Source organism: Enterobacter sp. BIDMC 30 (assembly GCF_000534355.1).
GTDB classification, from domain to species: domain Bacteria; phylum Pseudomonadota; class Gammaproteobacteria; order Enterobacterales; family Enterobacteriaceae; genus Enterobacter; species Enterobacter ludwigii.
In genome coordinates this window covers 38318-62361 of record NZ_KI973169.1, presented here as the reverse complement: position 1 = coordinate 62361, position 24044 = coordinate 38318, and the positions used below count along the sequence as shown (strand labels likewise).

The following is a 24044-nucleotide window of genomic DNA, read 5'->3' as shown; positions in this document are numbered from 1 at the left end:
CCTTCATTTCCTTGCCAGTATGGTGTCATACCCACTGGCGAGGAGATTCAACATGTCACGTACTGCATTAATCAACATCGATACTCAGCAGTCTTTTCATCATCGTCATTACTGGCAGGAGGACGAAATTCCTGCCTTTCAGCAGGCGATGCTGGGGCTGATTGAGGGCTGCCAGGCGCGTGGCATTCCTGTCGTTGATATTTTCCATGTAGATGAAGACGGTCCGTTCACACTGCAAAGCGGCTATGTCAAACCGATGGCCTTTTTACGTCATCAGCCGGACGTGGTCTTCCAGAAACACGTCCATAATGCGTTCACGGATACCGGGCTTGACCGCTGGCTGCGTGAGCGAGACATTAATCAGCTCATCGTGTGCGGCATTCGCACGGAACAATGCTGTGAAACCACTGCGCGGGTGGCATCCGATCTGGGCTATGCTGTGACCTTTGTTAGCGAGGCAACGCTCACGTTTCCAATGACGCACAAGGGGATAACCCTGAGCGCAGAGGAACTGCGTCATCGTACCGAGACGGTACTGGCCGGGCGGTTTGCCGACATTAAAACGGTTGCGGAGACGCTGGAGTCACTGTAATGAGCATCGACGTCTGGTTTGTGATGTTGCCCGGGGTGCTGTCATTAGACATGACGGGCCCGGCAGAGACCTTTGTGCTGGCCGGGGACGCGTTTCGCCTGCATTACATTGGTCCGCAGGCAGAGGTTCCGACGTCGATTGGTCTGATGATGGGCGGTATTCAGCCGCTGCCGGAAAGCCTGCCTGAGGGCAGTTTGCTGGTACTGCCGGGGGTAAGCGACTCCCGCTTTCAGTTTTCAACGCCGCAGGCGCAGCTGATCCAGCACTGGTTAATGCGCCTGCAGCCAAAAATTCATCGTCAGGATATCACCGTCATGTGTGTCTGTTCAGGGGCGTTGCTGGCGGCAAAATCGGGCTTGCTGAACCACCGGCAGTGCACAACGCATCATGACGTTATAAGCCGTTTGCGTACGGCGGCTCCGACGGCAATCATCAAAGAAAACCGGATCTTCGTGCAGGATGAGAATATCTGGACCAGCGCCGGCATCACCTCGGGCATCGACCTGGCGCTGCATATGATTAACCGTCTGTGTGGCGCAGAAAAAGCGCTGGCCGTGGCGCGCGAAATGGTGGTCTGGTTTCGTCGCTCCGGGGACGATCCCCAGCTGTCGCCATGGTTACGCTACCGCAATCATCTTCACCCGGCCATTCATCGTGCGCAGGATGCGCTTACCACCGAGCCGCACAAAGCCTGGGTTTTACCCGAGATTGCCGCTCTGGCGCATGTCAGCCCGCGCCATTTAACGCGGCTTTTTCAGACGTATTTAGGGATAAGCGTTCGCGACTATCTGGAGCAGTTGCGTCTGGCGGTGGCTGAACAGTGGCTGTTGCAAGGGCGTGGCGTGGAACAGGCCTCACTGGCCGCGGGGTTTTCCTCCCCGCGCCAGTATCATCGTGCCCGACAGCGCAGCGTTAACTGACGAAGCGGCGGGTGTCGACCTTCTGCAGCAGCATTGACAGCAGCAGGCTCGCCATCAGCGTGACGGTGAAAATCCACAGGATATCCAGCACCGGCCAGCTTTTGAACTCGACCCCTCTCGTTCTCAGGGCGTGGATCACCAGCGCGTGAAAACCGTATATACCGAGCGAGTGCCGGGAGATAACGCTCAGCACCGGAAGGGGACGTGCGTTCAGGGTGTTTTTGGCGAGCGTAAGCAGGGATACGGCACAGATGAAGACCATCGGGCCGCAATACAGGTACCAGGTATCGGCAAAATTGCCGCGCCATTGCAGTTCATGCAGCGTCCCACGCGAAATGACGATCACGCCGATGATAAACAGCGCTGCACATAGCCCGTTCATGCCGCGTTTTTGGGTGTCCATCATCCCGATAGCTCGCCCCAGCATGCCGTAGAGTACGTAGTAAAAGGTATCGCCGTTGATATAGAGATTGACAGGTAACCATTCAAAACCATCAATTTTCTGCGAGACCGTATTCGGGTTGGCTATGATGCCAATGACCACCATCAGCGCCAGCAGCATTTTCCCGCTCACGGTTTTCACCTGAATCAGTGGGGAAACCAGATAGATAACGATAATGGCGAAGAAAAACCACAGATGGTAGAAGACGGGTTTTTGCAGAAGGTATTTGAGAGATAGCCCGGCGTTAATCGAGGTGAACAGGGTGATATAGAGCAAGGCCACGGCGCTGTAGAAGCCCAGGCAGGCGGCGATGCGGATAAAATGACGCGGTTGCGCGCTACGCTCGCCAAAAAAGAGAAAGCCGGAAATCATAAAGAACAACGGCACACTGACCCGCGATGCGGAGTTAAGAATATTGGCTATATCCCAGCTAACAGGGCTGATACTGTGCGCATTGGTGACATACCAGGTCGTCGTGTGGATCATGACCACCATCAGACACGCTATTCCTCGCAGATTATCAATCCAGCTAATTTTTGACGACATCAGTTCCTCATCATCCCTTGTAAATTCAGTGTGACTGCGATTGTATTGAAGCCTCTCTCTGGAAAATTCTGAGTTTTATTGAGCAGCCTTGTTTGAAAGCCGCGAGGTTCGCAGAATGCCAGGGCATAATCTATAAAAGCTTTGCTACTAAAAATAACAGCCACTGAACAGGGCGGTAATAAAAATGATGATGAAGCGTGCGGCGTCACTCTTTCTGCTGTTCATCCTGGCAGGATGCAGTACGCCACCCTCTGCACCCGTGCAAAAAGCACAGCAGGGAAAAATCAGCCCGGAACGCTCCCTGAATATGGAGCAGTTCTGTAAGGATCAGGCTGCGCGCCGCTATAACTCGGATGCGCAGAACATTGATGTCACCGGATTTGAGCGATTCCAGGGGAGTTATGAGCTGAAAGGCCATACGTCCCGTAAAGAGGGCTTTGTCTGTTCGTTTGACGCAGACGGTCAGTTTTTACATCTCTCCATGCGCTAAGCCGCTCGCATAATCAACAGCCAGACGCCGGCAGCTGCCTGGCGTGGTGGCTTATTTCCCCAATTTTCCCTAAACAAACCCGTTTCGTACTGTATATCTTGCAGGCAGCGGGTATACTGGTCCCTTCCATTTAAAACCACACGTATCCAGCACGACATACTATGCAAAAGTTTGATACCAAGACCTTCCAGGGCCTGATCCTGACCTTACAGGATTACTGGGCTCGTCAGGGCTGTACCATTGTTCAACCTTTGGACATGGAAGTAGGCGCAGGCACTTCACACCCAATGACCAGCTTACGCGCGTTGGGGCCGGAGCCAATGGCGACTGCTTATGTGCAACCTTCACGTCGTCCGACCGATGGCCGTTACGGCGAAAACCCGAACCGTCTGCAGCATTACTATCAGTTCCAGGTGGTGATTAAGCCATCGCCAGACAACATTCAGGAACTGTACCTCGGGTCACTGAAAGAGCTGGGTATGGATCCAACCATTCACGACATCCGTTTCGTGGAAGATAACTGGGAGAACCCAACGCTGGGTGCCTGGGGTCTGGGTTGGGAAGTGTGGCTGAACGGTATGGAAGTGACGCAGTTCACTTACTTCCAGCAGGTTGGCGGTCTGGAATGTAAACCGATTACCGGCGAAATCACCTACGGTCTGGAACGTCTGGCCATGTATATTCAGGGCGTAGACAGCGTTTACGACCTGGTCTGGAGCGACGGCCCGCTGGGTAAAACCACCTACGGCGACGTGTTCCATCAGAACGAAGTGGAGCAATCCACTTATAACTTCGAATACGCGGATGTGGACTTCCTGTTCACCTGCTTCGAGCAGTACGAGAAAGAAGCGCAGCAGTTGCTGGCGCTGGAGTCTCCGCTGCCGCTGCCTGCTTACGAGCGTATTCTGAAGGCCGCCCACAGCTTCAACCTGCTGGACGCCCGCAAAGCCATCTCCGTGACTGAACGTCAGCGCTACATTCTGCGTATTCGTACCCTGACCAAAGCCGTTGCAGAAGCGTACTATGCGTCCCGTGAAGCCCTTGGCTTCCCGATGTGCAACCGAAACAAATAAGAGGCGGCCATGTCTGAGAAAACTTTCCTGGTGGAAATTGGCACCGAAGAGCTGCCACCAAAAGCCCTGCGCAGCCTGGCTGAATCTTTTGCTGCGAACGTGACTGCTGAGCTGGATAACGCTGGCCTGGCACACGGTAAAATTGAATGGTTTGCTGCTCCGCGTCGTCTGGCGCTGAAAGTGGCGAACCTGGCGGCGTCTCAGCCGGATCGTGAAGTTGAAAAACGTGGCCCGGCGATTGCTCAGGCGTTTGATGCTGAAGGCAAGCCAAGCAAAGCGGCTGAAGGCTGGGCGCGTGGTTGTGGTATCACCGTCGATCAGGCTGAGCGTCTGACCACCGATAAAGGCGAGTGGCTGCTGTACCGTGCACATGTGAAAGGTGAAAGTGCGCAAGCGCTGCTGCCTGACATGATTGCCACGTCGCTGGCCAGGTTGCCGATTCCAAAACTGATGCGCTGGGGCGCAAGCGACGTGCACTTCGTGCGTCCTGTGCACACCGTGACGCTGCTGCTGGGCGATACTGTTATTCCGGCTACCATCCTGGGTGTGGCGTCCGATCGCGTGATCCGTGGGCACCGCTTCATGGGCGAGCCTGAGTTCACCATCGACAATGCTGACCAGTATCCGCAGATCCTGCTGGAGCGCGGTAAAGTTATTGCTGACTACGAACAGCGTAAAGCCAAAATCAAGGCGGATGCGGAAGACGCGGCGCGTAAGATTGGCGGTAAAGCGGATCTGAGCGACAGCCTGCTGGAAGAAGTAACCTCTCTGGTTGAATGGCCAGTGGTACTGACCGCGAAGTTCGAAGAGAAATTCCTGGCCGTGCCGGCTGAAGCGCTGGTGTACACCATGAAGGGTGACCAGAAGTACTTCCCGGTTTACGCCAACGACGGCAAGCTGCTGCCAAACTTCATCTTCGTGGCGAACATTGAATCAAAAGATCCGATCCAGATTATCTCCGGTAACGAGAAAGTGGTGCGTCCACGTCTGGCGGATGCCGAGTTCTTCTTCAACACCGACCGTAAAAAGCGTCTGGAAGATCACCTGCCACGTCTGCAGACCGTGCTGTTCCAGCAACAGCTGGGTACGCTGCGCGACAAGACTGACCGTATTGCGGAGCTGTCTGGCTGGATCGCACGTGAAATCGGTGCGGATGTGAACCACGCAACGCGCGCGGGTTTACTGTCCAAGTGTGACCTGATGACCAATATGGTGTTCGAATTTACTGACACCCAGGGTGTGATGGGGATGCACTACGCGCGTCACGACGGTGAAGCGGAAGATGTGGCCGTGGCCCTGAACGAGCAGTATCAGCCGCGTTTCGCGGGTGACGCGCTGCCGTCTAATCCGGTGGCCTGTGCGGTCGCGATTGCCGATAAGATGGACACCCTTGCAGGTATCTTTGGCATCGGCCAGCATCCAAAAGGCGACAAAGACCCGTTTGCGCTGCGTCGTGCTGCCCTGGGCGTGCTGCGTATCATCGTTGAAAAGAACCTGAACCTGGATCTGCAGACCCTGACTGAAGAAGCGGTACGTCTGTACGGTGATAAGCTGACCAACGCCAACGTGGTCGATGATGTGATCGACTTTATGCTTGGTCGCTTCCGTGCGTGGTATCAGGACGAAGGTTACACCGTCGATACCATTCAGGCGGTACTGGCACGTCGTCCAACCCGTCCGGCAGATTTCGATGCGCGTATGAAGGCGGTTTCCCACTTCCGTACGCTGGAAGCGGCATCTGCACTGGCCGCGGCTAACAAGCGTGTCTCTAACATTCTGGCGAAATCCGACGAAACGCTGAACGAGCGTGTGAACGCTGCGACGCTGAAAGAGCCAGAAGAGATCGCCCTGGCGATGCAGGTTGTGGTACTGCGTGACAAGCTGGAGCCGTATTTCGCCGAAGGCCGCTACCAGGAAGCCCTGGTGGAGCTGGCGGAACTGCGTGATGTCATCGATGCCTTCTTCGAGAAAGTGATGGTGAACGTGGAAGATAAAGAGCTGCGTATCAACCGTCTCTCTATGCTCGAAAAATTGCGTGAGCTGTTCCTGCGCGTGGCGGATATTTCGTTGCTGCAGTAACATGCATGTGCCCGGTGACGGACCAGCAGTTGAGAAAAACCCGCTTCGGCGGGTTTTTTTATGTCTCGTTTTTTTGTGGACCAGCTAAGCGCAGTGCAATCGCCTAAAAATTCACCTTGAAATGGTCAGCAAATTACCGTTATCCTGTTTCTTTCTCGTTATATTTCTTCCTCAGGAGCGCATCCCGAAAATGAACAAACACGACTGATGAATTTCGATCCTTGCTAAACGCGACCGCGTCGGCAGGGGATGTTTTGATTTCATTCAGGAGTGCTTATGGCTCATTTTGCGCAATCCCCTTCTTTTATTTTGCATCAGGTGACCTGTCAGTTTGCGACGGGCGATACCCTTTTTGGTCCGCTGAATCTTTCTCTGGCACCGTCACTGTGCGCGCTGGTTGGCCGCAACGGCAGCGGTAAAACACGTCTGCTACGTTTGCTGGCGGGGTGTGATGAACCTGCCAGCGGTCATATCGAACGTTTTGCAACGCACGCTTATGTGGCACAACAGCCCGATATCTCCCCGCGAACCACACTTGCTGAGCTGCTGGGGTATGAGGCGATTTTTGCGGCGCGTAAGCGCATCGACAGCGGTGATTACCAGCCCGATGATTTGGCGTTACTCGACGGACACTGGGATGTAGCAGAACGTCTGAGCGAGGCGTTTTTCCACGCAAAACTTCCACCATTTGACCCGGATAAATCAGCCATGGAACTCAGCGGCGGCGAGCGCATTCGCGCGTTGCTCTGTGGCGCGTTTACGGCTGATGCGGATTATCTGCTGCTGGACGAACCCACCAACCATCTCGACCGGCAGGGACGTGAGTGGTTCTACGACCAGCTCGCCCGTTATCAGGGGGGCGTGCTGGTGGCCTCCCACGACCGTGAACTGCTGGCGAAGGTACCGCGTATTCTTGAACTGAGCGCCTCGGGTCTTCGCCACTACGGTGGCAGTTACGACGACTATACGCATCAGCGGGACGCCGAACAGCAGGCAGCCCGTGCGGCACTGGAACATGCGGCAACAGAACGCAAACGCACCCGCGCGCGGATGCAAAAAGAGCATGACGAAAGCCAGCGGCGTTCGGCGAAGACGTTACGTACGGTCGATAACCTTAATATTGCCTCGTTCGAGCGGGTCAGATACAAAATGGCCGCCAAAGAGCGCATTGGCACCTGGAAAAAACAGCATGGCGATCAACATGAAGCGCTGAATGCCGCGGTGAACAAGGCCCGGGAGCGAGTTGAAGAGGAGAATCCGGTGATGTTCACGTTGCCTGGAAGCCAGATTGCTGAGGGGAAACAGGTGCTGGTGATGGAGGGGCTGGTGCTGCCACACGTCACTCTCCCGCCGACCAACTGGCGAATGGACGGACCGATGCGCGTGGCGCTAAAAGGACCAAACGGCTGCGGTAAATCGACGCTTTTAAAAGTCATTCTCGGCGAAGTAGCTCCGCTCTCAGGAACGTGTAAGGTATCGGTAAACTGCGCTTATCTCGATCAACATCTGTCGCAGCTCGATCTTTCGCAGTCGGTGATGGCGCAACTCAATCTGAGTCATACACCTCTGGAAGAGGGTGTGCTGCGAACCCGTTTAGCGCAGCTTCAACTGGGTGCTGACAAAGTGGCGCTTCCACTGGCTGAGCTGAGCGGCGGGGAACGTCTCAAGGCTGCTCTGGCCTGTGTCTTGTGGCGTGAAGACGCTACGCAGCTTTTACTGCTGGATGAACCGACCAACCATCTGGATCTGGCCTCGGTCGAGGCGATTGAAGCCGCACTGGCCGGTTTCCCCGGGGCATTGCTGGTGGTTTCTCACGATGAGGCTTTTTTGCGGGGGTTAGCATTGACGCATGAACTGGTCTGGGAAGAGGCGGGTTGGCGGTGTGCCCCCCTTTAAAACACAAGCCCCCGCAAAGGCGGGGGCGGTAACTCACTTTACTGCATCATGCTATATGCTTGCTGAGTGCAGGGTTGGCCTGAATCAGGCGCATCAGCTTTAGCTCGGTTGGGGTGGGTTTTTCGCGTTTTGACTCCCACTCCTGCACCATAGCCACGCTGACACCCATCGCTCTGGCGAATTCTTCAGTTTTTAATCCAGTCCCTTTGCGCAATTGCTCATATTCTTTAAAGGGATTGGATCTTTGTTGCAGGGCTAACGTCTGCGGTACATCTTTAAAAATAATCTGTTCCAGGCTGCTCAGCAGCTCAAGCTCAGGATCTTTATATTCCATTGAGGACTCCTCTTAAATCACATACCGGGATCAAGAACATCAGAGAGCCTGTTAAGAATAGTCCCTAATACAAACGACGGATCGTCACGGATGTGATTAATCGTGCGGTAACGATCGCTTTATGCGTTTCAGCCGTTGCCAGGGTGAGACTAATTACCTGATTACGCTTATGTCGGCTTCGCCAGGTATTTTTTTGTAAATAGTAAGAAATAAAACGGCAATAGCCGTTTTGCATGAAAAGAGTATCTTGCAGGGCTGACCTGGACTATCCTTGTCAGCGTCGGGCACGCATGTGCCGGTGTGCGCTTTTTTGGGTGAAAGGAGTAATGAAATGGCGACAGGAAAGTCCTGCTCTCGCTGGTTTGCGCCTATTGCGGCGTTGTTGATGGTTGTTAGCCTGAGTGGGTGTTTTGATAAAGAAGGCGATCAGCGCAAAGCGTTTATCGATTTTCTACAGAATACGGTGATGCGCAGCGGTGAACGGTTGCCGACGCTGACTGCGGATCAGAAAAAACAGTTTGGCCCCTTCGTGTCTGATTACGCCATTCTTTATGGTTATTCACAGCAGGTGAGCCAGGCGATGGATTCCGGTATCCGTCCGGTTGTGGATAGCGTGAACGCTATTCGCGTCCCGCAGGATTACATGACGCAACGTGAACCGCTGCGCCAGTCCAACGGTGCGCTCGGCGTGCTGAGCCAACAGCTGCAGAATGCGAAAATGCAGGCGGACGCGTCACGTTCCGCGCTGAAGCAGGGCGACGATCTCAAACCGGTCTTCGACAAAGTGTATGAGAAAGTAGTGTCGAAACCTTCTGAAGCGATGCAACCGCTGATCCCAGCCGCGCAAATTTTCACGCAGCAGCTGGTTCAGGTGGGGGACTTCATCTCCCAGCAGGGCACTCAGGTGAGCTTTGTGGCCAACGGTATTCAGTTCCCGACCTCGCAGCAGGCAAGCCAGTATAATGCGCTGATTGGGCCACTGGCCTCCCAGCACCAGGCCTTTAGTCAGGCGTGGAGTGCAGCGGTCGCTGCCACAGAATAAATCGGAAAACCCCGCCTCAGGCGGGGTTTTTTATTCCGGGCGAAAATAACGCTTGTTATTCTTCTACCACATCGGTATAACTATACAGGTCGGTTTGTTACACAGACCTAAAGCAGTTTAGTAAAGCAGTCCAGATTGTTATCCATAGATACCCTTCGTAGTGACCCTTCCTTCATCGCTTAAAAATCTGTAACACAATCCATCAAGCCGGAAGGCACAATATATTTGTTAATTAAGGTAATTCTATGTCTGCTAAAATGACTGGTCTGGTAAAATGGTTCAACGCTGATAAAGGTTTCGGCTTCATCACTCCTGACGATGGCTCTAAAGACGTGTTCGTACACTTCTCTGCTATCCAGAACGAAGGCTACAAATCTCTGGATGAAGGTCAGAAAGTTTCCTTCACCATCGAAAGCGGCGCTAAAGGCCCAGCAGCTGGTAACGTTGTAAGCCTGTAAGCTTCCAACCCAGTAGCACAAATTTTAAAAACCCGCCTTCTGGCGGGTTTTTTCATTTCTATCGCTGAACCTGCGGGTTAACGCAATTGATTTCCACCTTTCCGCTAAGGGCGGCGATCAGGTTGTCTACCGCGGTTGCAGCCATATTGTAGCGTGTTTCATGGGTTGCTGAGCCGATGTGGGGCAGGGCCACCACGTTGGGCAATGAAAGCAACGGGGAGTCCACCGGCAGCGGTTCCTGTTCAAACACGTCAAGACCGGCAGCGTGGATCTCACCCTGTTGCAGAGCCTCAATCAACGCCTTCTCATCCACCACCGGGCCACGACCCGCGTTGATGAAAATGGCCGTTTTCTTCATTTTTTCAAACGCCTCTTTACCGATAAGATGACGGGTTTCGTCCGTCAGCGGCAGGATCAAACAGACAAAATCGGCTTCCTGCAGCAGCGTATCCAGCTCGCAGTAGCGGGCGTTAAAACGTTCTTCGGCTTCACTGTGATGACGACGCGCGTTATACAGAATCGGCATGTTAAAACCAAAATGTGCGCGCTGCGCCAGAGCCAGGCCAATACGGCCCATGCCAACGATGCCCAGCGTTTTGCCATGAACATCCACCCCAAACCAGTCCGGACCAATGCTTTTTGTCCATTCGCCAGCTTTGACGCGATCGGCCACTTCGACCACACGACGCGCCGTGCTGAGGACCAGCGCCATCAGCGTGTCGGCCACGGTCTCCGTCAGCGCATGTGGCGTATGCATCAACAGGATCTTGCGGGCGTTAAGGGCATCCACGTCGAAGTTGTCATAGCCCACGGAAACGGTAGAGGTAGCACGAAGCTTCGGCATTTTCTCCAGCAGGGCGACATCCACTTTTTCGCTTGAACCCAGCAAACCTTCGGCGCTGGCGAACGCATCGGCGTGCTGTGCCACGGTTTCCGGGCTGAGGTTCTTCACCTGGGTAACGGTGAAGTGTTCCTCAAGGCGTTTCTGCAGATCTTCCGGCAGTGCTTTATACAAAATGACGGACGGCTTCATGCTAATCTCCGTTGATTTTTAAGGATTCAGGCGTGGCGTGCGCCGACAGGTAATTGTTGATTATTAGCAGGCTTAACAATCAGAGTAAGCCACACGGAGGCGAAAAGCGCTACCCCCATAAATATGTACGATGCGGACGGGCTGCCGGTTGCTCCGTTCAGGTAACCCACAAACCAGGAGCCGCAGAACGAGCCCAGCGCTCCCATACTGTTAATCAGTGCCATCGCGCCGCCTGCGACGTTACGCGGCAGCATCTCCGGGATGATCGCAAAGAACGGTCCATAAGGGGCGTACATTGCCGCACCCGCAATCACCAGCAGGGTGTAAGAGACCCAGAAATGGTTCGCGCCGACGGCCCAGGAACCAATGAAGGCAAAGGCAGCGATCAGCAGCAGCGGCCAGACAAACAGCTTACGGTTCTGCATTTTGTCCGATGCCCATGACGCAATGATCATGGCGATTGTTGCTGCGAGGTAAGGCACGGATGACAGCCAGCCCACTTCCACCATGCCAAGGTTTTCACCGGCATTGCGGAGAATCGATGGCAGCCACAGTACGAAACCGTACACGCCAATGCTCCAGGTGAAATACTGGGCGCAGAGCAGAATCACGTTACGCGAGCGGAATGCTTCACCGTAGTTACGCACCGCTTTCAGGCCTTGCTGTTCTTTATCCAGCTGCGCCTGCAGTGCGGCTTTTTCATCTTCGGAGAGCCATTTCGCCTGCGCAGGTTTATCTTTTACCAGCATCCACCAGCAGAATGCCCAGATAACCGCCGGCACCCCTTCGATAATGAACATTTCACGCCAGCCGAAGGACTGGATCAGGTAGCCAGAAACCACCGACATCCACAGCACGGTGACCGGGTTACCGAGGATCAGGAAAGTATTGGCTCGTGAGCGTTCGGATTTGGTAAACCAGTTGCTGATATAAATCAGCATCGCGGGCATTACCGCTGCCTCAACGACCCCAAGAATAAAGCGAATGGCTGCCAGAGCAGGAATATTATTCACCACGCCGGTCAGTGAGGCGCAGGCACCCCACAGGATCAGGCAAACGAAAATCAATTTGCGGACGCTGCGACGCTCCGCATAGATAGCGCCGGGGATCTGGAAGAAGAAGTAGCCCAGGAAGAAAAGGGCACCCAGCAACGAAGAGATACCTTTGGTGATCCCCAGGTCTTCGGTGATCCCTGCCGCGGACGCGAAACTGAAGTTGGCACGATCAAGGTACGCCAGGCTGTACGTGATAAACACGATTGGCATGATGTACCACCAGCGTTTTACTGCATTGGTCGAACTGTTCATAGGCTTGCCTCTGTTGTTGAGGTTTGTACCGCCGTTGTATGTAGGGTACACGGTGGTTTGTTTTGTTTCCCCCTGACCTACCTGAGGAGAGGGGGAGGGAAACGGAATTTATTCGTTCAGCTGCGCGCGGGTCGGTAATCCTTCACTGTCGCCCTGCACCTGGATTGCCAGCGAGCCAATTTTGTTGCCCCGGGCGACGGCCTGCTGCAGCGGTTTGCCTTCCAGCAGGGCACTAATGACTCCCACGGCAAAACCATCGCCAGCACCGACGGTATCAACCACGTTATCGACCTTCACGGCCGCGACTGCGCCTTGCTCGCCGTTAGCCGTTTTAAACCAGGCGCCATCGGCGCCGGTTTTCAGCACCACCGCTTTTACCCCTTTGTTGAGGTAAAAATCGGCAATCCCTTCAGGGGTGTTTTTACCGGTCAGGATCATGCCTTCTTTCACGCCCGGCAGAACCCAGTCAGCCTGAAACGCCAGACGGTTCAGCTTCTCGATCATTTCCGCTTCGCTTTTCCACAGCACCGGGCGCAGGTTAGGATCGAATGAGATCGTTTTCCCCTGAGCCTTCATGGTGGTTGCGGCATGATCCAGTAATGCATACGAGCTGGCTGAAAGCGCAGCCGCCACGCCGCTCAGATGCAGATGGCGTGCGGAGGCGAAATAGTGGGCGTGGTAATCCTCGACTGAGAGGTGGCTCGCCGCAGACCCTTTACGGAAATACTCCACAATGGGATCGGTTCCATTTTCGACTTTCGATTTAAGCTGGAAACCGGTCGGGAAGCGTCCATCGAGGGTGACGCCGGAAGCATCAATGCCCTCTTTTTTCAGCGAATCGAGAACGAAATGGCCAAAGCTGTCATCACCCACGCGGCTGACCCAGCCGACATTCAGACCCAGGCGCGCCAGGCCGGTCGCGACGTTCAGCTCAGCCCCCGCCACGCGTTTGATAAAGTGCTCCACCGTACTCAGGTCGCCCGTTTCGGTGGCGACAAACATCGCCATGGCTTCGCCGATAGTGATCACATCCAGCGTCTTGTGCATGGTTTACTCCTCACGCAGCAGGTTTACGTAATGACGGGTGACGGCGGTTAAATCCGCCCCTTCCAGCGGGAACTCGATACCACGCGGGGCATCGGCGGGCAGCTGACAAAGCAGATCCAGCCAGCGCGCATCGGCCCGATCCGGCGCCACGGCGCGGAAATTTTCTTTATGCGGCACGGCGGCTTTAACGTGGATATAGCTCACTGCGGAGGCCAGATGGCGCGCGGCTTCTTCCGGGGAGTCGCCCACCCACAGCCAGTTGCCCATGTCGAACGTCAGCGTGACGGGCAGCGCCATGTCCCGGCAGGCGGCTTTGAAGCGCTGCATCGGCGCAAGCTGGCCGCAGTCGGTCTGGTCGTTTTCCACCACCAGGGCCATACCGCTTTCATCGAGCAGGGCACGCAGGGCGTGAAGCGGCTGGGTGTCGCTGAAATGACCCAGTGAGACCTTGAGCCACAGCGCATTCAGGGTACTGGCTTCGCTGAGATAACGGGGCAGGTCAGGGTTGAGGGTGCCATCGGGCATAAACAGGGCCGCAGGGGCGGAGTAGCATGCCAGCAGGCCCAGCAGCTCAATGGATTCACCCAGCGCGGGCAGCGCCAGCAGCTCTTCGCTGTTGAACAGCTCGCGGCGGATCTCGACGCCGTCGGCACCCGCGCCCGCAATGACGGGCAGCATTGCCCGTTGACCACCTGCCTGTCGCACCTGTTCCGCGCCATACGCGGCGGTGACCACCATGATTTTTCTGCCCATCGTCGGACTCCATCGCAACACATCAATACTATTACGCTAGATGGAACCGGTTCCAAAGAAAAGGTCAGGATGTTGAATTTATGATCGGTATCACAAGGGAAAATTAACGGGCGGTGGAGCCGCGGACAATCAACTCGCCGGAAAATACCTGCTCGCGAACGGCATCGCTGGTGCCTTCAATACGACGAACCACTTGTTCAACAGCGGCATAGCCAATCTGCCAGGTGGGTTGTTTGAGGGTGGTGATCCCGACGCCAGCCAGTTCTGCCCACTCGAGTTCGTCGAACCCCAGCAGACCGATATCGCTTCCCCAGTGCAGGCCAATGCGCTTAAGCGAGCGGGCGACCTGCAGGGTCAGCGCCCCGTTGGCAGAGATAACGGCTTTACGCATTCCGCGATGGCGGGTGTGGAACTGCCGCAGGGTATTGTCGAGCTGATCGGCTTCATGAAGTGGCGTTTCGGCATTCTCGGCAATCACGCCGGGGTAACGCTCCAGCGTGGCACGAAACGCGCTCAGTCGCTCACGACGGGTGTTGACCATGCCCAGAGGTTCGCTCAGAAACAGGATGGCTTCAAAGCCCTGTTCAATCAGATGCTCAGTGGCGGTTGTCGCCGCCTGAGTGTTATCCAGCCCGACGACATCGCAGGCGAATTCCGGAATTTTGCGGTCGATGAGAACCATCGGCAGGGAGGATTGCTGCAGGCGGTTTAAACCTTCTTCACGCATGCCCACGGCATTTACCACAATCCCTTCGACCTGATAGCTGCGCAGCAGATCCAGGTAATGCAGCTCCTGATCGACTTCGTTGTTGGTGTTACAGACCAGCGGCGTAAAGCCCTTTTCGCGACAGGCGGCTTCAATTCCGCTCAATACGTTGACGGAGTAGGGGTTGGTGATATCGGCGATGATAAGCCCGATAAGACGGGTACGACCCCGTTTGAGCCCGCGCGCCATAAGGCTCGGGCGGTAGTCGAGATCGGCAATGGCCTGTTCAATACGAGCGAGCAACGCATCGGACAACAGGTGTTTCTCGCCGTTGAGGTAGCGTGAAATGCTGGTTTTACCGGTGTTTGCGGCTTTCGCCACGTCGCTGATTGTGGCCCGTGTTGGTTTGCTCATCGCTGAATTCCCTGAAGTGAGTGAGAACACCTTAGCGGGAAAATGAGCGATGGCAAGCGGTTCATGCCGACGTGGCGGCATGACGCCCTATCCCCCTCTCCCCCAGGAAGAGGGGGGCAGCCCTTACTGAATTGGGCTTAAGGTAATCTCAACGCGACGGTTCTGCGCTTTGCCTTCCGCCGTGCTGTTGCTGGCGATAGGGTTTGCAGGGCCCATGCCGCTGGTGCGGATGCGGTTTGCTGCAACGCCCTGCGTGATCAGCGAGCTGGCCACAGAGTCGGCACGCTGCTGAGACAGACGCATATTCAGATCCTGGCTGCCGGTGCTGTCGGTATAACCGATCACATTCACCGCGGTCTTGTTATACTCTTTCAGCACCATTGCCACGCCGGTCAGGGTGTTCGCCCCCGCTGGTTTCAGCGTTGCGCTGCTGCTGTCGAAGGTGACGTTGTTTGGCATATTCAGGATGATGTTATCGCCGCTGCGCGTCACGCTCACGCCGGTGCCTTTCATTTTGTCGCGCAGTTTTGCTTCCTGCACATCCATGTAATAACCCACGCCGCCGCCCAGGGCTGCACCTGCCGCTGCGCCAATTAACGCGCCTTTGCCGCGGTCTTTCTTGGAGGAGGAGAGTGCGCCCACACCGGCCCCTACCAGCGAGCCGAGACCCGCGCCGATACCGGATTTACCAGCTTCGCTTTCACCGGTGTAAGGGTTTGTTGTGCAGCCAGAAACAGCCAGTGCACCGCTCACCAGAGCGGCAATAACGAATACGCGTTTTTTCATCTTATTTCCTTAATCCTTTTTATTCTTTGCCACGACGCGCGTGGCAGTTGATTATGACGTCCAGATACGGAGAAAATTCCGGGTATAACTCTGAAATTTGTGACAAACCATAAACTGCCTCACTAAGAAGGCCGTAAAACCTGCACGCAACCAGGAGCGCACGCTTGAGCACCTCAACAAAAACGATTCTGACCGCCGCCCACTGGGGGCCGATGCTGGTCGAAACCGATGGCGAAAATGTTCTGTCGTCTCGCGGGGCATTGCCAACGCAACATTCCAACTCTTTACAGACTGTCGTTCGCGATCAGGTGCACAGCAAAACGCGCGTGCGCTGGCCGATGGTGCGTAAAGGATTTCTGGCGTCGCCAGACAAGCCGCAGGGTATTCGTGGTCAGGATGAGTTTGTCCGGGTGAGCTGGGATGACGCGCTGGCGCTGATCCATGCGCAGCACAAACGTATTCGCGACACGTATGGCCCGTCGTCCATTTTTGCCGGATCTTACGGCTGGCGGTCAAACGGCGTGCTGCATAAGGCTTCAACGTTACTTCAGCGCTATATGAGTCTGGCCGGGGGGTATACCGGGCATCTTGGGGATTACTCCACCGGCGCAGCGCAGGCGATCATGCCCTACGTGGTGGGCGGTAACGAAGTGTATCAGCAGCAGACCAGCTGGCCGCTGGTGCTGGAGCACACCGATGTGGTGGTGCTGTGGAGCGCCAACCCGCTCAACACCCTGAAAATCGCGTGGAATGCCAGTGACGAGCAGGGGATCCCGTATTTCGATGCGCTGCGTAAAAGCGGCAAGCGCATTATCTGCATTGACCCGATGCGCTCTGAAACCATGGACTTCTTCGGCGACAGCGCCGAGTGGATTGCCCCGCATATGGGCACCGACGTGGCGATGATGCTGGGCATTGCCCATACGCTGGTGGAGAACGGCTGGCACGATACCGGGTTCCTCGCACGCTGTACCACCGGTTTTGACAACTTCGCCGACTATCTGACGGGCAATACAGACGGTATGGCCAAAACGGCAGAGTGGGCGGCAGAGATTTGTGGGGTTCCTGCGGCCAAACTGCGTGAACTGGCAGCGTTATTCCACCAAAACACCACGATGTTAATGTCTGGGTGGGGGATGCAGCGCCAGCAGTTCGGTGAGCAGAAACACTGGATGCTCGTGACGCTGGCCGCCATGCTCGGGCAAATCGGTACGCCGGGCGGTGGGTTTGGTCTCTCTTATCACTTCGCCAATGGCGGCAACCCAACCCGCAAAGCGGCAGTGCTGGCTTCTCTGCAGGGCTCGGTTCAGGGCGGTGTGGATGCCGTGGATAAAATCCCGGTGGCGCGCATTGTTGAAGCCCTGGAAAACCCGGGCGGGTTTTATCAGCATAACGGTCTGGATCGCCACTTCCCGGATATCCGGTTTGTCTGGTGGGCCGGCGGCGCGAACTTTACTCATCACCAGGACACGAATCGCCTGATCCGCGCCTGGCAGAAGCCAGAACTGGTGGTTATCTCAGAATGCTTCTGGACCGCCTCAGCCAAACATGCCGATATTGTGCTGCCGGCGACCACCTCGTTTGAGCGTAACGACCTCACCATGACCGGTGACTACAGCAATCAGCATATGGTACCGATGAAGCGCGTCGTGGCGCCGCGTGATGAGGCGCGTGATGATTTTGAGGTGTTTGCTGAGCTGAGCGAGTTGTGGGAAACGGGGGGGCGCGAGCGTTTTACCGAGGGCAAAACGGATTTGCAGTGGCTGGAGACGTTCTACCAGATTGCAGGCCAGCGCGGGGCCCCGCAGGGCGTGACGCTGCCGCCATTTGCACAGTTCTGGGAAGCGAACCAGATTATTGAGATGCCGGAGAGCGAACAGAATGCGCAGTTTGTTCGCTTCGCCGATTTCCGCCGCGACCCGGAGAACCATCCGCTGAAAACCGAGAGCGGGAAGATTGTGATCTACAGCGAGCGTATCGCCCAATTTAAGTATGCCGACTGTCCGGCGCATCCAACGTGGCTTGAGCCGGACGAGTGGCACGGTAATGCCCAGCCGGAACAGCTGCAGGTGTTATCGGCCCATCCTGCCCATCGCCTGCACAGCCAGCTTAACTATTCATCACTGCGCGAGCGGTATGCGGTTGCCGGGCGAGAGCCCGTGACCCTGAACAGCGCAGATGCGCGCGCGCGTGGGATCGTTGACGGTGACGTGGTTCGCGTCTGGAATCAGCGTGGCCAGGTGCTGGCAGGGGCGGTGGTGAGCGACGGGATTAAACCTGGCGTTATCTGCATTCACCAGGGGGCATGGCCAGACCTGGAGCCGAGCGAAGGCGGTATTTGTAAAAACGGTGCAGTAAACGTTCTGACCAAAGATCTCCCCAGCTCGAAGCTGGGGAATGGCTGCGCGGGGAACACGGCGCTGGCCTGGGTCGAGAAATATCAGGGACCCGAGCTTACGCTCACGGCGTTTGATCCGCCTGCCAGCTCATAATCCACGTTGGGTGCTGAGTGTCATCCTGCCAGGCGCTGTCTTCAATGCGAAAACCCTGTGCATGATAGAAATTCACCGCCCGGACATTTTTCTGGTAGACCTCCAGGCTTAAATACGGGAAGCGCTGTTGAACATGGTTCAGCAGCGCACGCCCAATCCCCCGACCAATAAAATCAGTTGAGACAAACAGCGCGCCTACAAACTGGGACTGCATGACGCTGATAAAGCCGCGCAGCATTCCATCCTCTTCCCATACCCAGGTTTCGGCGGAGGGCAGGTATACATCCCGCACCATACCTTCGTTCTCTTTCCAGTAGCTTGCGCTGATAAACGGGTGCGCCTCCGTGGTGCTTTCAAGCCACAGACTCAGGAGTGGCCCGGCATTATCACTTTCCCATTTGCGGATCATGGTGCCTCCCTGGATGACAGACGCAGCCGGTAACGTGGTCGTTGACCAGGCCACAGGCCTGCATAAAGGCGTAACAGATGGTGGAGCCGACAAATTTAAAGCCGCGTTTTTTCAGCGCTTTAGAGAGCGCATCCGACGCCGGGGTGGAGGCCGGGATCTCCGCGAGCGTGGCGGCCTGGGTAATTTGTGGCGTGTTGTTCACAAACGTCCAGACAAATTCTGAGAACGGTTCTCCGTTTTGCTCCATCGCCAGATAAGCGCGCGCGTTACCAATGATGGCCTGGATCTTACCGCGATGGCGGATGATGCCTGCATCCTGGACCAGCCGTTCCACATCGTCCTCGGTCATGGCAGCGACGGCGACCGGATCGAACTGATGGAAGGCATTACGATAGTTTTCCCGTTTCTTAAGCACCGTAATCCATGACAAGCCCGCCTGTTGACCTTCCAGGCAGATCATCTCAAAAAGCTTTTTCCCTTCTGTCTCCGGTACGCCCCATTCCCGATCGTGATAGTCGATATAAAGCTGATCCTGGCTTACCCAACCGCAACGCTGCATCGGTTATCTCCCTTAATGAAACGGTTATCGCAAAATTTTCATTCTGTCAGGCTTGACGTGTCTACTATAAAGACAATAGTTAATACAGGGCCATATGCCCGCAAAACTCTTCCTAAACAATGACAAATATCGCCGAATTCGGCTCTCTCTGGAGTCGCTTTGATGATGATAAAAAAAATCAGTGGTCGCCATGCTGTTTCTGGCCTGGCGGGGATTTCAGCCTGTCTGTTTTTTTGTAATACAGCATTTGCCTGGCAACAGGAATATATCGTTTCAGACGCCCAAAGTAATACGGCGGAACGCTATACATGGGATGCGGATCACCAACCGCGTTATGAGGATATTCTCGCCGAGCGGATTCAGTCCTCACAAAATGCCCCCGGACTTGCGCTGAGTTTACCATCGGGTTCCACGCCGGCAGGGGCCATGAGCGTGGGCTGGAACATTCCGGTGTCAGGGCGTATCACGACCGGTCCGGTGATGGCGTGGCGTTATGACGGCACGGCACCGATGATGATCAACGAATTTGGTGACAGCGCGACGACGCAGGGGCTTACCGACCCACTCTGGCATGCCAGCGTCAGCACGCTCGGCTGGCGCGTGGATACACAGTACGGCGAGCTTCGCCCGTGGGCGCAGATAAGCTATAACCAGCAGTTTGGCGAAAACCAGTGGAAATCCCAGTTTGGGATGCCACAGACGCCGGCACCAACACAAAGCGGCAACTGGATGGATGTAACCGTCGGAACGGATATTCCGTTTAACACGCATATGGCGGCCTATGCGTCGTTAGCACAAGGGGAATACACCACCACGGGTGAGGAGTTTATGTACACCCTGGGCGTGAGCGCTAATTTTTAAGGTTGTTACTTTTTAAAACGTGCCGATAACATCCTGAATACAATAGCCGTGGGGGTTGTAGCGATAGCAGTCACTAACATGCTGTCGCTTCATTCCCCGGCAAGGTCATTCATTCCCGATTTATGGCATTTCATTCCATTCCTCCTGCATTTCATGCCGTTTTACCCCAGGCATATTAAGGTTTTGTTTATCGTTGTCCTCAGCGAATTCCCTTACTTTCTCTTGCAGGACAACTGCCATGAACACATCAACTTACAACCGTACGCGCTGGCTAACGCTTTTTGGCACCATCGTGACCCAGTTTGCGCTGGGGTCGGTCTATACCTGGAGCCTGTTTAACAGTGCACTTTCCGATAAGCTTGGTGCACCGGTCAGCCAGGTGGCGTTCTCCTTCGGCTTGCTGAGCCTCGGGCTGGCGCTTTCATCTTCCGTCGCGGGAAAATTGCAGGAGCGATTCGGCGTGAAGCGGGTGACGATGGCATCCGGTATCTTGTTGGGCGTGGGCTTTTTCCTGACGGCACATTCCAGCAACCTGATGATGCTGTGGCTGAGCGCCGGGGTGCTGGTGGGACTTGCCGACGGTGCAGGTTATCTGCTGACCCTGTCAAACTGTGTCAAGTGGTTCCCGGAACGTAAAGGTTTAATCTCTGCGTTTGCCATTGGGTCCTATGGCCTGGGGAGCCTCGGTTTTAAATTTATCGATTCCCACCTGCTTGCTTCCGTGGGGCTCGAAAAAACGTTCATGATCTGGGGCGCTATCGTTCTGGTCATGATCCTGTTCGGCGCCACGCTGATGAAAGATGCGCCGCAGCAAGAGGTGAAAACCGTTAACGGTGTGGTGGAGAATGATTTCACCCTCGCGCAGTCTATGCGTCAACCACAGTACTGGATGCTGGCGGTCATGTTCCTGACAGCCTGCATGAGCGGTCTGTATGTGATTGGGGTGGCGAAAGATATTGCTCAGGGAATGGTGAAACTGGATGCGGCAACAGCGGCGAATGCGGTCACCGTCATCTCCATTGCCAACCTCTCTGGCCGTCTGGTGCTCGGGATTCTGTCTGACAAAATTGCCCGTATCCGCGTGATTACTATCGGGCAGGTTGTTTCGCTGGTGGGGATGGCGGCGCTGCTGTTTGCCCCACTGAACGAAGCCACGTTCTTCGCCGCAATTGCCTGTGTGGCCTTTAATTTCGGCGGCACGATTACCGTCTTCCCGTCGCTGGTCAGTGAGTTCTTCGGCCTGAACAATCTGGCGAAAAACTATGGCGTTATCTATCTGGGCTTTGGCATCGGCAGTATCTGCGGCTCGTTAATCGCCTCGCTGTTCGGTGGGTTCTATGTGACCTTCTGCGTGATATTTGCTTTGCTGATAATCTCGCTGGCCTTGTCGACCACCATTCGCCAGCCGCAGCGTGAAGTCTTTAACGAAGCGCATGCCTGATTATCGCTAAGAGGCCTTTACGGCCTCTTTTTTATGGTCGTCCAAAGTATGCCTGGTCGTGTTATTTTGTAAAAAAATGCACCGATCACATTCTCTGCTGCCACTTTTCTCTCCCGCTGTGGTCTACTTAACGCGCTTGTAGACGTTTCTGATAACGGTTTCTTACGCACTTACTTACTCTGTCTGCTTTCTCATCGAGATTAAGCGGGTCTCTATACCCCTTTCCCCAGGGTTGTTTGCATGAAATACATTAGGTCTCTTACCCAGCAAAGATTGTGTCTGATGCTGGCTGTCTATATCGGTTTATTTCTGAATGGCGCGGTGTTGTTCAGAAGAGTGGAAGGTTATTTAGAACATCTCACCGTAAGAAATGGAATTTTTGCCGCAATTGAAGTGTTCGGTTCCGTCCTCGCCACATTCTTCCTGTTACGCCTGCTCTCACTCTTCGGCCGACGCACCTGGCAAATTTTGGCCTCACTGGTGGTAATTATTTCCGCCGCTGCCAGTTATTACATGACCTTTATGAATGTCGTTATTGGCTACGGCATCGTCGCGTCGGTAATGACAACGGATATCGACCTCTCGAAAGAGGTGGTTGGAAAAGGGTTTATCGTCTGGACGGTATTAACCTGCCTGATCCCGCTCTTCTTTATCTGGAGTAATACCTGCCGCTATACGTTGCTGCGCCAGCTCCGCACCCGTGGGCAGCGAATCAGGAATATCGCCGTCGTTATCCTGGCGGCCTTGCTGGTATGGGCACCCATCCGCTTGATGGAAAAACAGCAAAAACGAATCGAAAAAGCGACGGGTGTGGATATGCCAAGCTATGGCGGCGTGGTAGCAAACTCCTACCTGCCCTCCAACTGGATTTCAGCGCTGGGTCTTTATGCCTGGGCGCAGGCGGATGAATCAAGTGATGTGAAATCGCTCATCAACCCAATGAAAAAATTCAGTTACGAAGCGCCGGGTAACCAACTCGATGATACCTATGTTGTCTTTGTTATTGGTGAAACGACGCGCTGGGATCATATGGGCATCCTCGGTTATGACCGGGATACCACGCCAAAACTGGCGCAGGAAAAGAACCTGGTGGCTTACCGGGGGTATTCTTGCGATACCGCAACCAAGCTCTCGCTGCGTTGTATGTTTGTTCGTGAAGGCGGTGCCAGTGATAACCCACAGCGTACCCTGAAAGAGCAGAACGTATTTGCGGTACTCAAGCAGCTCGGTTTCAGCTCCGATTTATTCGCGATGCAAAGTGAGATGTGGTTCTACACCAACACGCTGGCGGACAACATCTCGTATCGCGAGCAGATTGGCGCCGAACCACGTAACCGCGGCAAGAACGTGGATGACATGTTGCTCCTTGAGGAGATGTCACAGTCCCTGAAGAGCCATCCGCAGGGTAAACATCTGGTTATCCTGCATACTAAAGGCTCCCATTACAGCTATTACCAACGTTACACGCGTGATTTTGCGAAGTGGCAGCCGGAGTGTGTAGGTATCAATAAAGACTGCAGCAAGCAGGAACTGATCAATGCCTATGATAACTCGGTTCTGTATGTGGATACGTTCCTGAGCCGGGTGATTGACCAGCTTCGTGATAAGAAAGCGATTGTTATTTATGCGGCTGACCACGGAGAGTCAATCAACGAGAAAGAGCATTTGCACGGTACGCCGCGCAAGCTGGCACCGCCTGAGCAATTCCGTGTACCGATGATCATGTGGATGTCGGACAAGTACCTCGAAGACCCGGAGAAAGCGAAGATGTTTGCCCACCTGAAAAAAGAGGCAGACATGAAGGTGCCGCGTCGTCATGTTGAGCTGTACGACACCATTTTGGGTTGCCTGGGTTATACCTCTCCTGACGGCGGTATCAACGAAAATAACAACTGGTGCAAACTCCCTGATAGCAAGGCGAAAGCCGCGCAGTAACGCGTCTGGCGAGAATATCGCCAGTTGAAGGGCTTTTTTAATTTAAGGGATTGACGGGGGCGCACCTCAGCAGTAAGATGCGCTCCGCATTCGGCGAGTAGCGCAGCTTGGTAGCGCAACTGGTTTGGGACCAGTGGGTCGGAGGTTCGAATCCTCTCTCGCCGACCACATTTAAAGAAGGGCTAACCGCAAGGTTAGCCCTTTTTGCATTAGCAGCTTACTCATCCTGATTCACCAAAACGCCCCTTATCCCGCCTTCTTCCTGTCTGTTAACGATTTTGTGACATAATCCATTGTATTTTTTTATATATAGATTGATCTTTTTTCGCGTTGCTTATGGATAACCTCAGCATTTTTCGCTGTGCGTTTTAACGTTCGCGGTATTTAGTGCTCAGATAATCACCGTTCTGCAAGAAAATTTACCCGATC

22 protein-coding genes and 1 tRNA gene are annotated in these 24044 nt (G+C 54.8%); 13 read left to right on the top strand and 10 right to left on the bottom strand.

Annotated features, from left to right (window positions below; genetic code table 11):
- The first annotated feature begins 52 nt into the window (after nt 1-52).
- Nucleotides 53-592: an isochorismatase family protein gene (locus tag L466_RS21885; RefSeq protein WP_020882645.1), complete on the top strand. Its 540-nt coding sequence runs from the start codon at nt 53-55 to the stop codon at nt 590-592.
- Complete coding sequence (locus L466_RS21890) at nt 592-1512, top strand: GlxA family transcriptional regulator (RefSeq protein ID WP_032679981.1); 921 nt, start codon at nt 592-594, stop codon at nt 1510-1512. Before L466_RS21885 ends, L466_RS21890 begins: the two co-directional genes overlap by 1 nt.
- On the opposite strand, the gene L466_RS21895 is transcribed toward L466_RS21890, so the two are convergent.
- Nucleotides 1505-2500, bottom strand: a complete 996-nt coding sequence (locus L466_RS21895; RefSeq protein ID WP_032679980.1) for an acyltransferase — start codon at nt 2498-2500, stop codon at nt 1505-1507. The genes L466_RS21890 and L466_RS21895 overlap by 8 nt on opposite strands.
- A gap of 184 nt (nt 2501-2684) precedes the next feature.
- Here L466_RS21895 and L466_RS21900 point away from each other — a divergent pair, with 184 nt between their 5' ends.
- From L466_RS21900 to L466_RS21915, 4 genes are all read left to right on the top strand, one after another.
- Nucleotides 2685-2990, top strand: coding sequence for a YsaB family lipoprotein (locus L466_RS21900; RefSeq protein WP_014168124.1), 306 nt, complete (start codon nt 2685-2687; stop codon nt 2988-2990).
- Nucleotides 2991-3151: 161 nt separating this feature from the next.
- Entirely contained in the window at nt 3152-4063 is a 912-nt protein-coding gene (glyQ, locus tag L466_RS21905) for a glycine--tRNA ligase subunit alpha (RefSeq protein ID WP_014168125.1), read from the top strand.
- Nucleotides 4064-4072: 9 nt separating this feature from the next.
- Nucleotides 4073-6142: a glycine--tRNA ligase subunit beta gene (glyS, locus tag L466_RS21910; protein WP_014168126.1), complete on the top strand. Its 2070-nt coding sequence runs from the start codon at nt 4073-4075 to the stop codon at nt 6140-6142.
- A 276-nt stretch (nt 6143-6418) separates the two neighbouring features.
- A complete protein-coding gene (locus L466_RS21915; protein ID WP_020882642.1) occupies nt 6419-8038 on the top strand; it encodes an ABC-F family ATP-binding cassette domain-containing protein in 1620 nt (539 codons plus the stop codon).
- 46 nt (nt 8039-8084) lie between these two features.
- Here L466_RS21915 and L466_RS21920 read toward each other — a convergent pair whose 3' ends face one another.
- Nucleotides 8085-8372, bottom strand: coding sequence for an HTH-type transcriptional regulator (locus L466_RS21920; protein WP_025206425.1), 288 nt, complete (start codon nt 8370-8372; stop codon nt 8085-8087).
- A 331-nt stretch (nt 8373-8703) separates the two neighbouring features.
- Between L466_RS21920 and L466_RS21925 the strand changes: the two genes are divergently transcribed.
- Nucleotides 8704-9414, top strand: a complete 711-nt coding sequence (locus tag L466_RS21925; protein WP_020882641.1) for a DUF3053 domain-containing protein — start codon at nt 8704-8706, stop codon at nt 9412-9414.
- 245 nt (nt 9415-9659) lie between these two features.
- Complete coding sequence (gene cspA / locus L466_RS21930) at nt 9660-9872, top strand: transcription antiterminator/RNA stability regulator CspE (protein WP_014168131.1); 213 nt, start codon at nt 9660-9662, stop codon at nt 9870-9872.
- A gap of 58 nt (nt 9873-9930) precedes the next feature.
- On the opposite strand, the gene ghrB is transcribed toward cspA, so the two are convergent.
- The 6 genes from ghrB to L466_RS21960 form a co-directional block, all read right to left on the bottom strand.
- Entirely contained in the window at nt 9931-10905 is a 975-nt protein-coding gene (gene ghrB / locus L466_RS21935) for a glyoxylate/hydroxypyruvate reductase GhrB (protein ID WP_014168132.1), read from the bottom strand.
- A gap of 26 nt (nt 10906-10931) precedes the next feature.
- The gene (locus L466_RS21940) at nt 10932-12212 is read right to left on the bottom strand and encodes an MFS transporter (RefSeq protein WP_020882640.1); all 1281 of its coding nucleotides are present in this window, start codon (nt 12210-12212) and stop codon (nt 10932-10934) included.
- A gap of 108 nt (nt 12213-12320) precedes the next feature.
- Nucleotides 12321-13259: a sugar kinase gene (locus L466_RS21945; RefSeq protein WP_025206424.1), complete on the bottom strand. Its 939-nt coding sequence runs from the start codon at nt 13257-13259 to the stop codon at nt 12321-12323.
- A 3-nt stretch (nt 13260-13262) separates the two neighbouring features.
- Nucleotides 13263-14012: a sugar phosphate isomerase/epimerase family protein gene (locus L466_RS21950; RefSeq protein ID WP_032679355.1), complete on the bottom strand. Its 750-nt coding sequence runs from the start codon at nt 14010-14012 to the stop codon at nt 13263-13265.
- Between the two features lie 103 nt (nt 14013-14115).
- A complete protein-coding gene (locus L466_RS21955) occupies nt 14116-15132 on the bottom strand; it encodes a LacI family DNA-binding transcriptional regulator (RefSeq protein ID WP_014168136.1) in 1017 nt (338 codons plus the stop codon).
- A 123-nt stretch (nt 15133-15255) separates the two neighbouring features.
- Nucleotides 15256-15918, bottom strand: a complete 663-nt coding sequence (locus tag L466_RS21960; RefSeq protein ID WP_014168137.1) for an OmpA family lipoprotein — start codon at nt 15916-15918, stop codon at nt 15256-15258.
- Nucleotides 15919-16130: 212 nt separating this feature from the next.
- Here L466_RS21960 and L466_RS21965 point away from each other — a divergent pair, with 212 nt between their 5' ends.
- Complete coding sequence (locus L466_RS21965) at nt 16131-18410, top strand: molybdopterin guanine dinucleotide-containing S/N-oxide reductase (RefSeq protein WP_050594886.1); 2280 nt, start codon at nt 16131-16133, stop codon at nt 18408-18410.
- On the opposite strand, the gene L466_RS21970 is transcribed toward L466_RS21965, so the two are convergent.
- A complete protein-coding gene (locus tag L466_RS21970) occupies nt 18379-18819 on the bottom strand; it encodes an N-acetyltransferase (protein ID WP_032679978.1) in 441 nt (146 codons plus the stop codon). The genes L466_RS21965 and L466_RS21970 overlap by 32 nt on opposite strands.
- On the bottom strand, nt 18797-19378 hold the full coding sequence (gene tag, locus L466_RS21975) for a DNA-3-methyladenine glycosylase I (protein WP_014168140.1): 582 nt from the start codon (nt 19376-19378) through the stop codon (nt 18797-18799). The genes L466_RS21970 and tag overlap by 23 nt, the downstream gene beginning before the upstream one ends.
- A gap of 162 nt (nt 19379-19540) precedes the next feature.
- On the opposite strand from tag, the gene L466_RS21980 reads away from it, so the two are divergent.
- From L466_RS21980 to L466_RS21995, 4 genes are all read left to right on the top strand, one after another.
- The gene (locus L466_RS21980) at nt 19541-20239 is read left to right on the top strand and encodes an autotransporter domain-containing protein (RefSeq protein ID WP_020882635.1); all 699 of its coding nucleotides are present in this window, start codon (nt 19541-19543) and stop codon (nt 20237-20239) included.
- A 238-nt stretch (nt 20240-20477) separates the two neighbouring features.
- Nucleotides 20478-21680, top strand: a complete 1203-nt coding sequence (locus tag L466_RS21985) for an L-lactate MFS transporter (RefSeq protein WP_025206420.1) — start codon at nt 20478-20480, stop codon at nt 21678-21680.
- 240 nt (nt 21681-21920) lie between these two features.
- Entirely contained in the window at nt 21921-23615 is a 1695-nt protein-coding gene (gene eptB, locus L466_RS21990) for a kdo(2)-lipid A phosphoethanolamine 7''-transferase (RefSeq protein ID WP_014168144.1), read from the top strand.
- A gap of 91 nt (nt 23616-23706) precedes the next feature.
- Nucleotides 23707-23783: transfer RNA gene (locus L466_RS21995), tRNA-Pro, on the top strand.
- Nucleotides 23784-24044 lie beyond the last annotated feature (261 nt).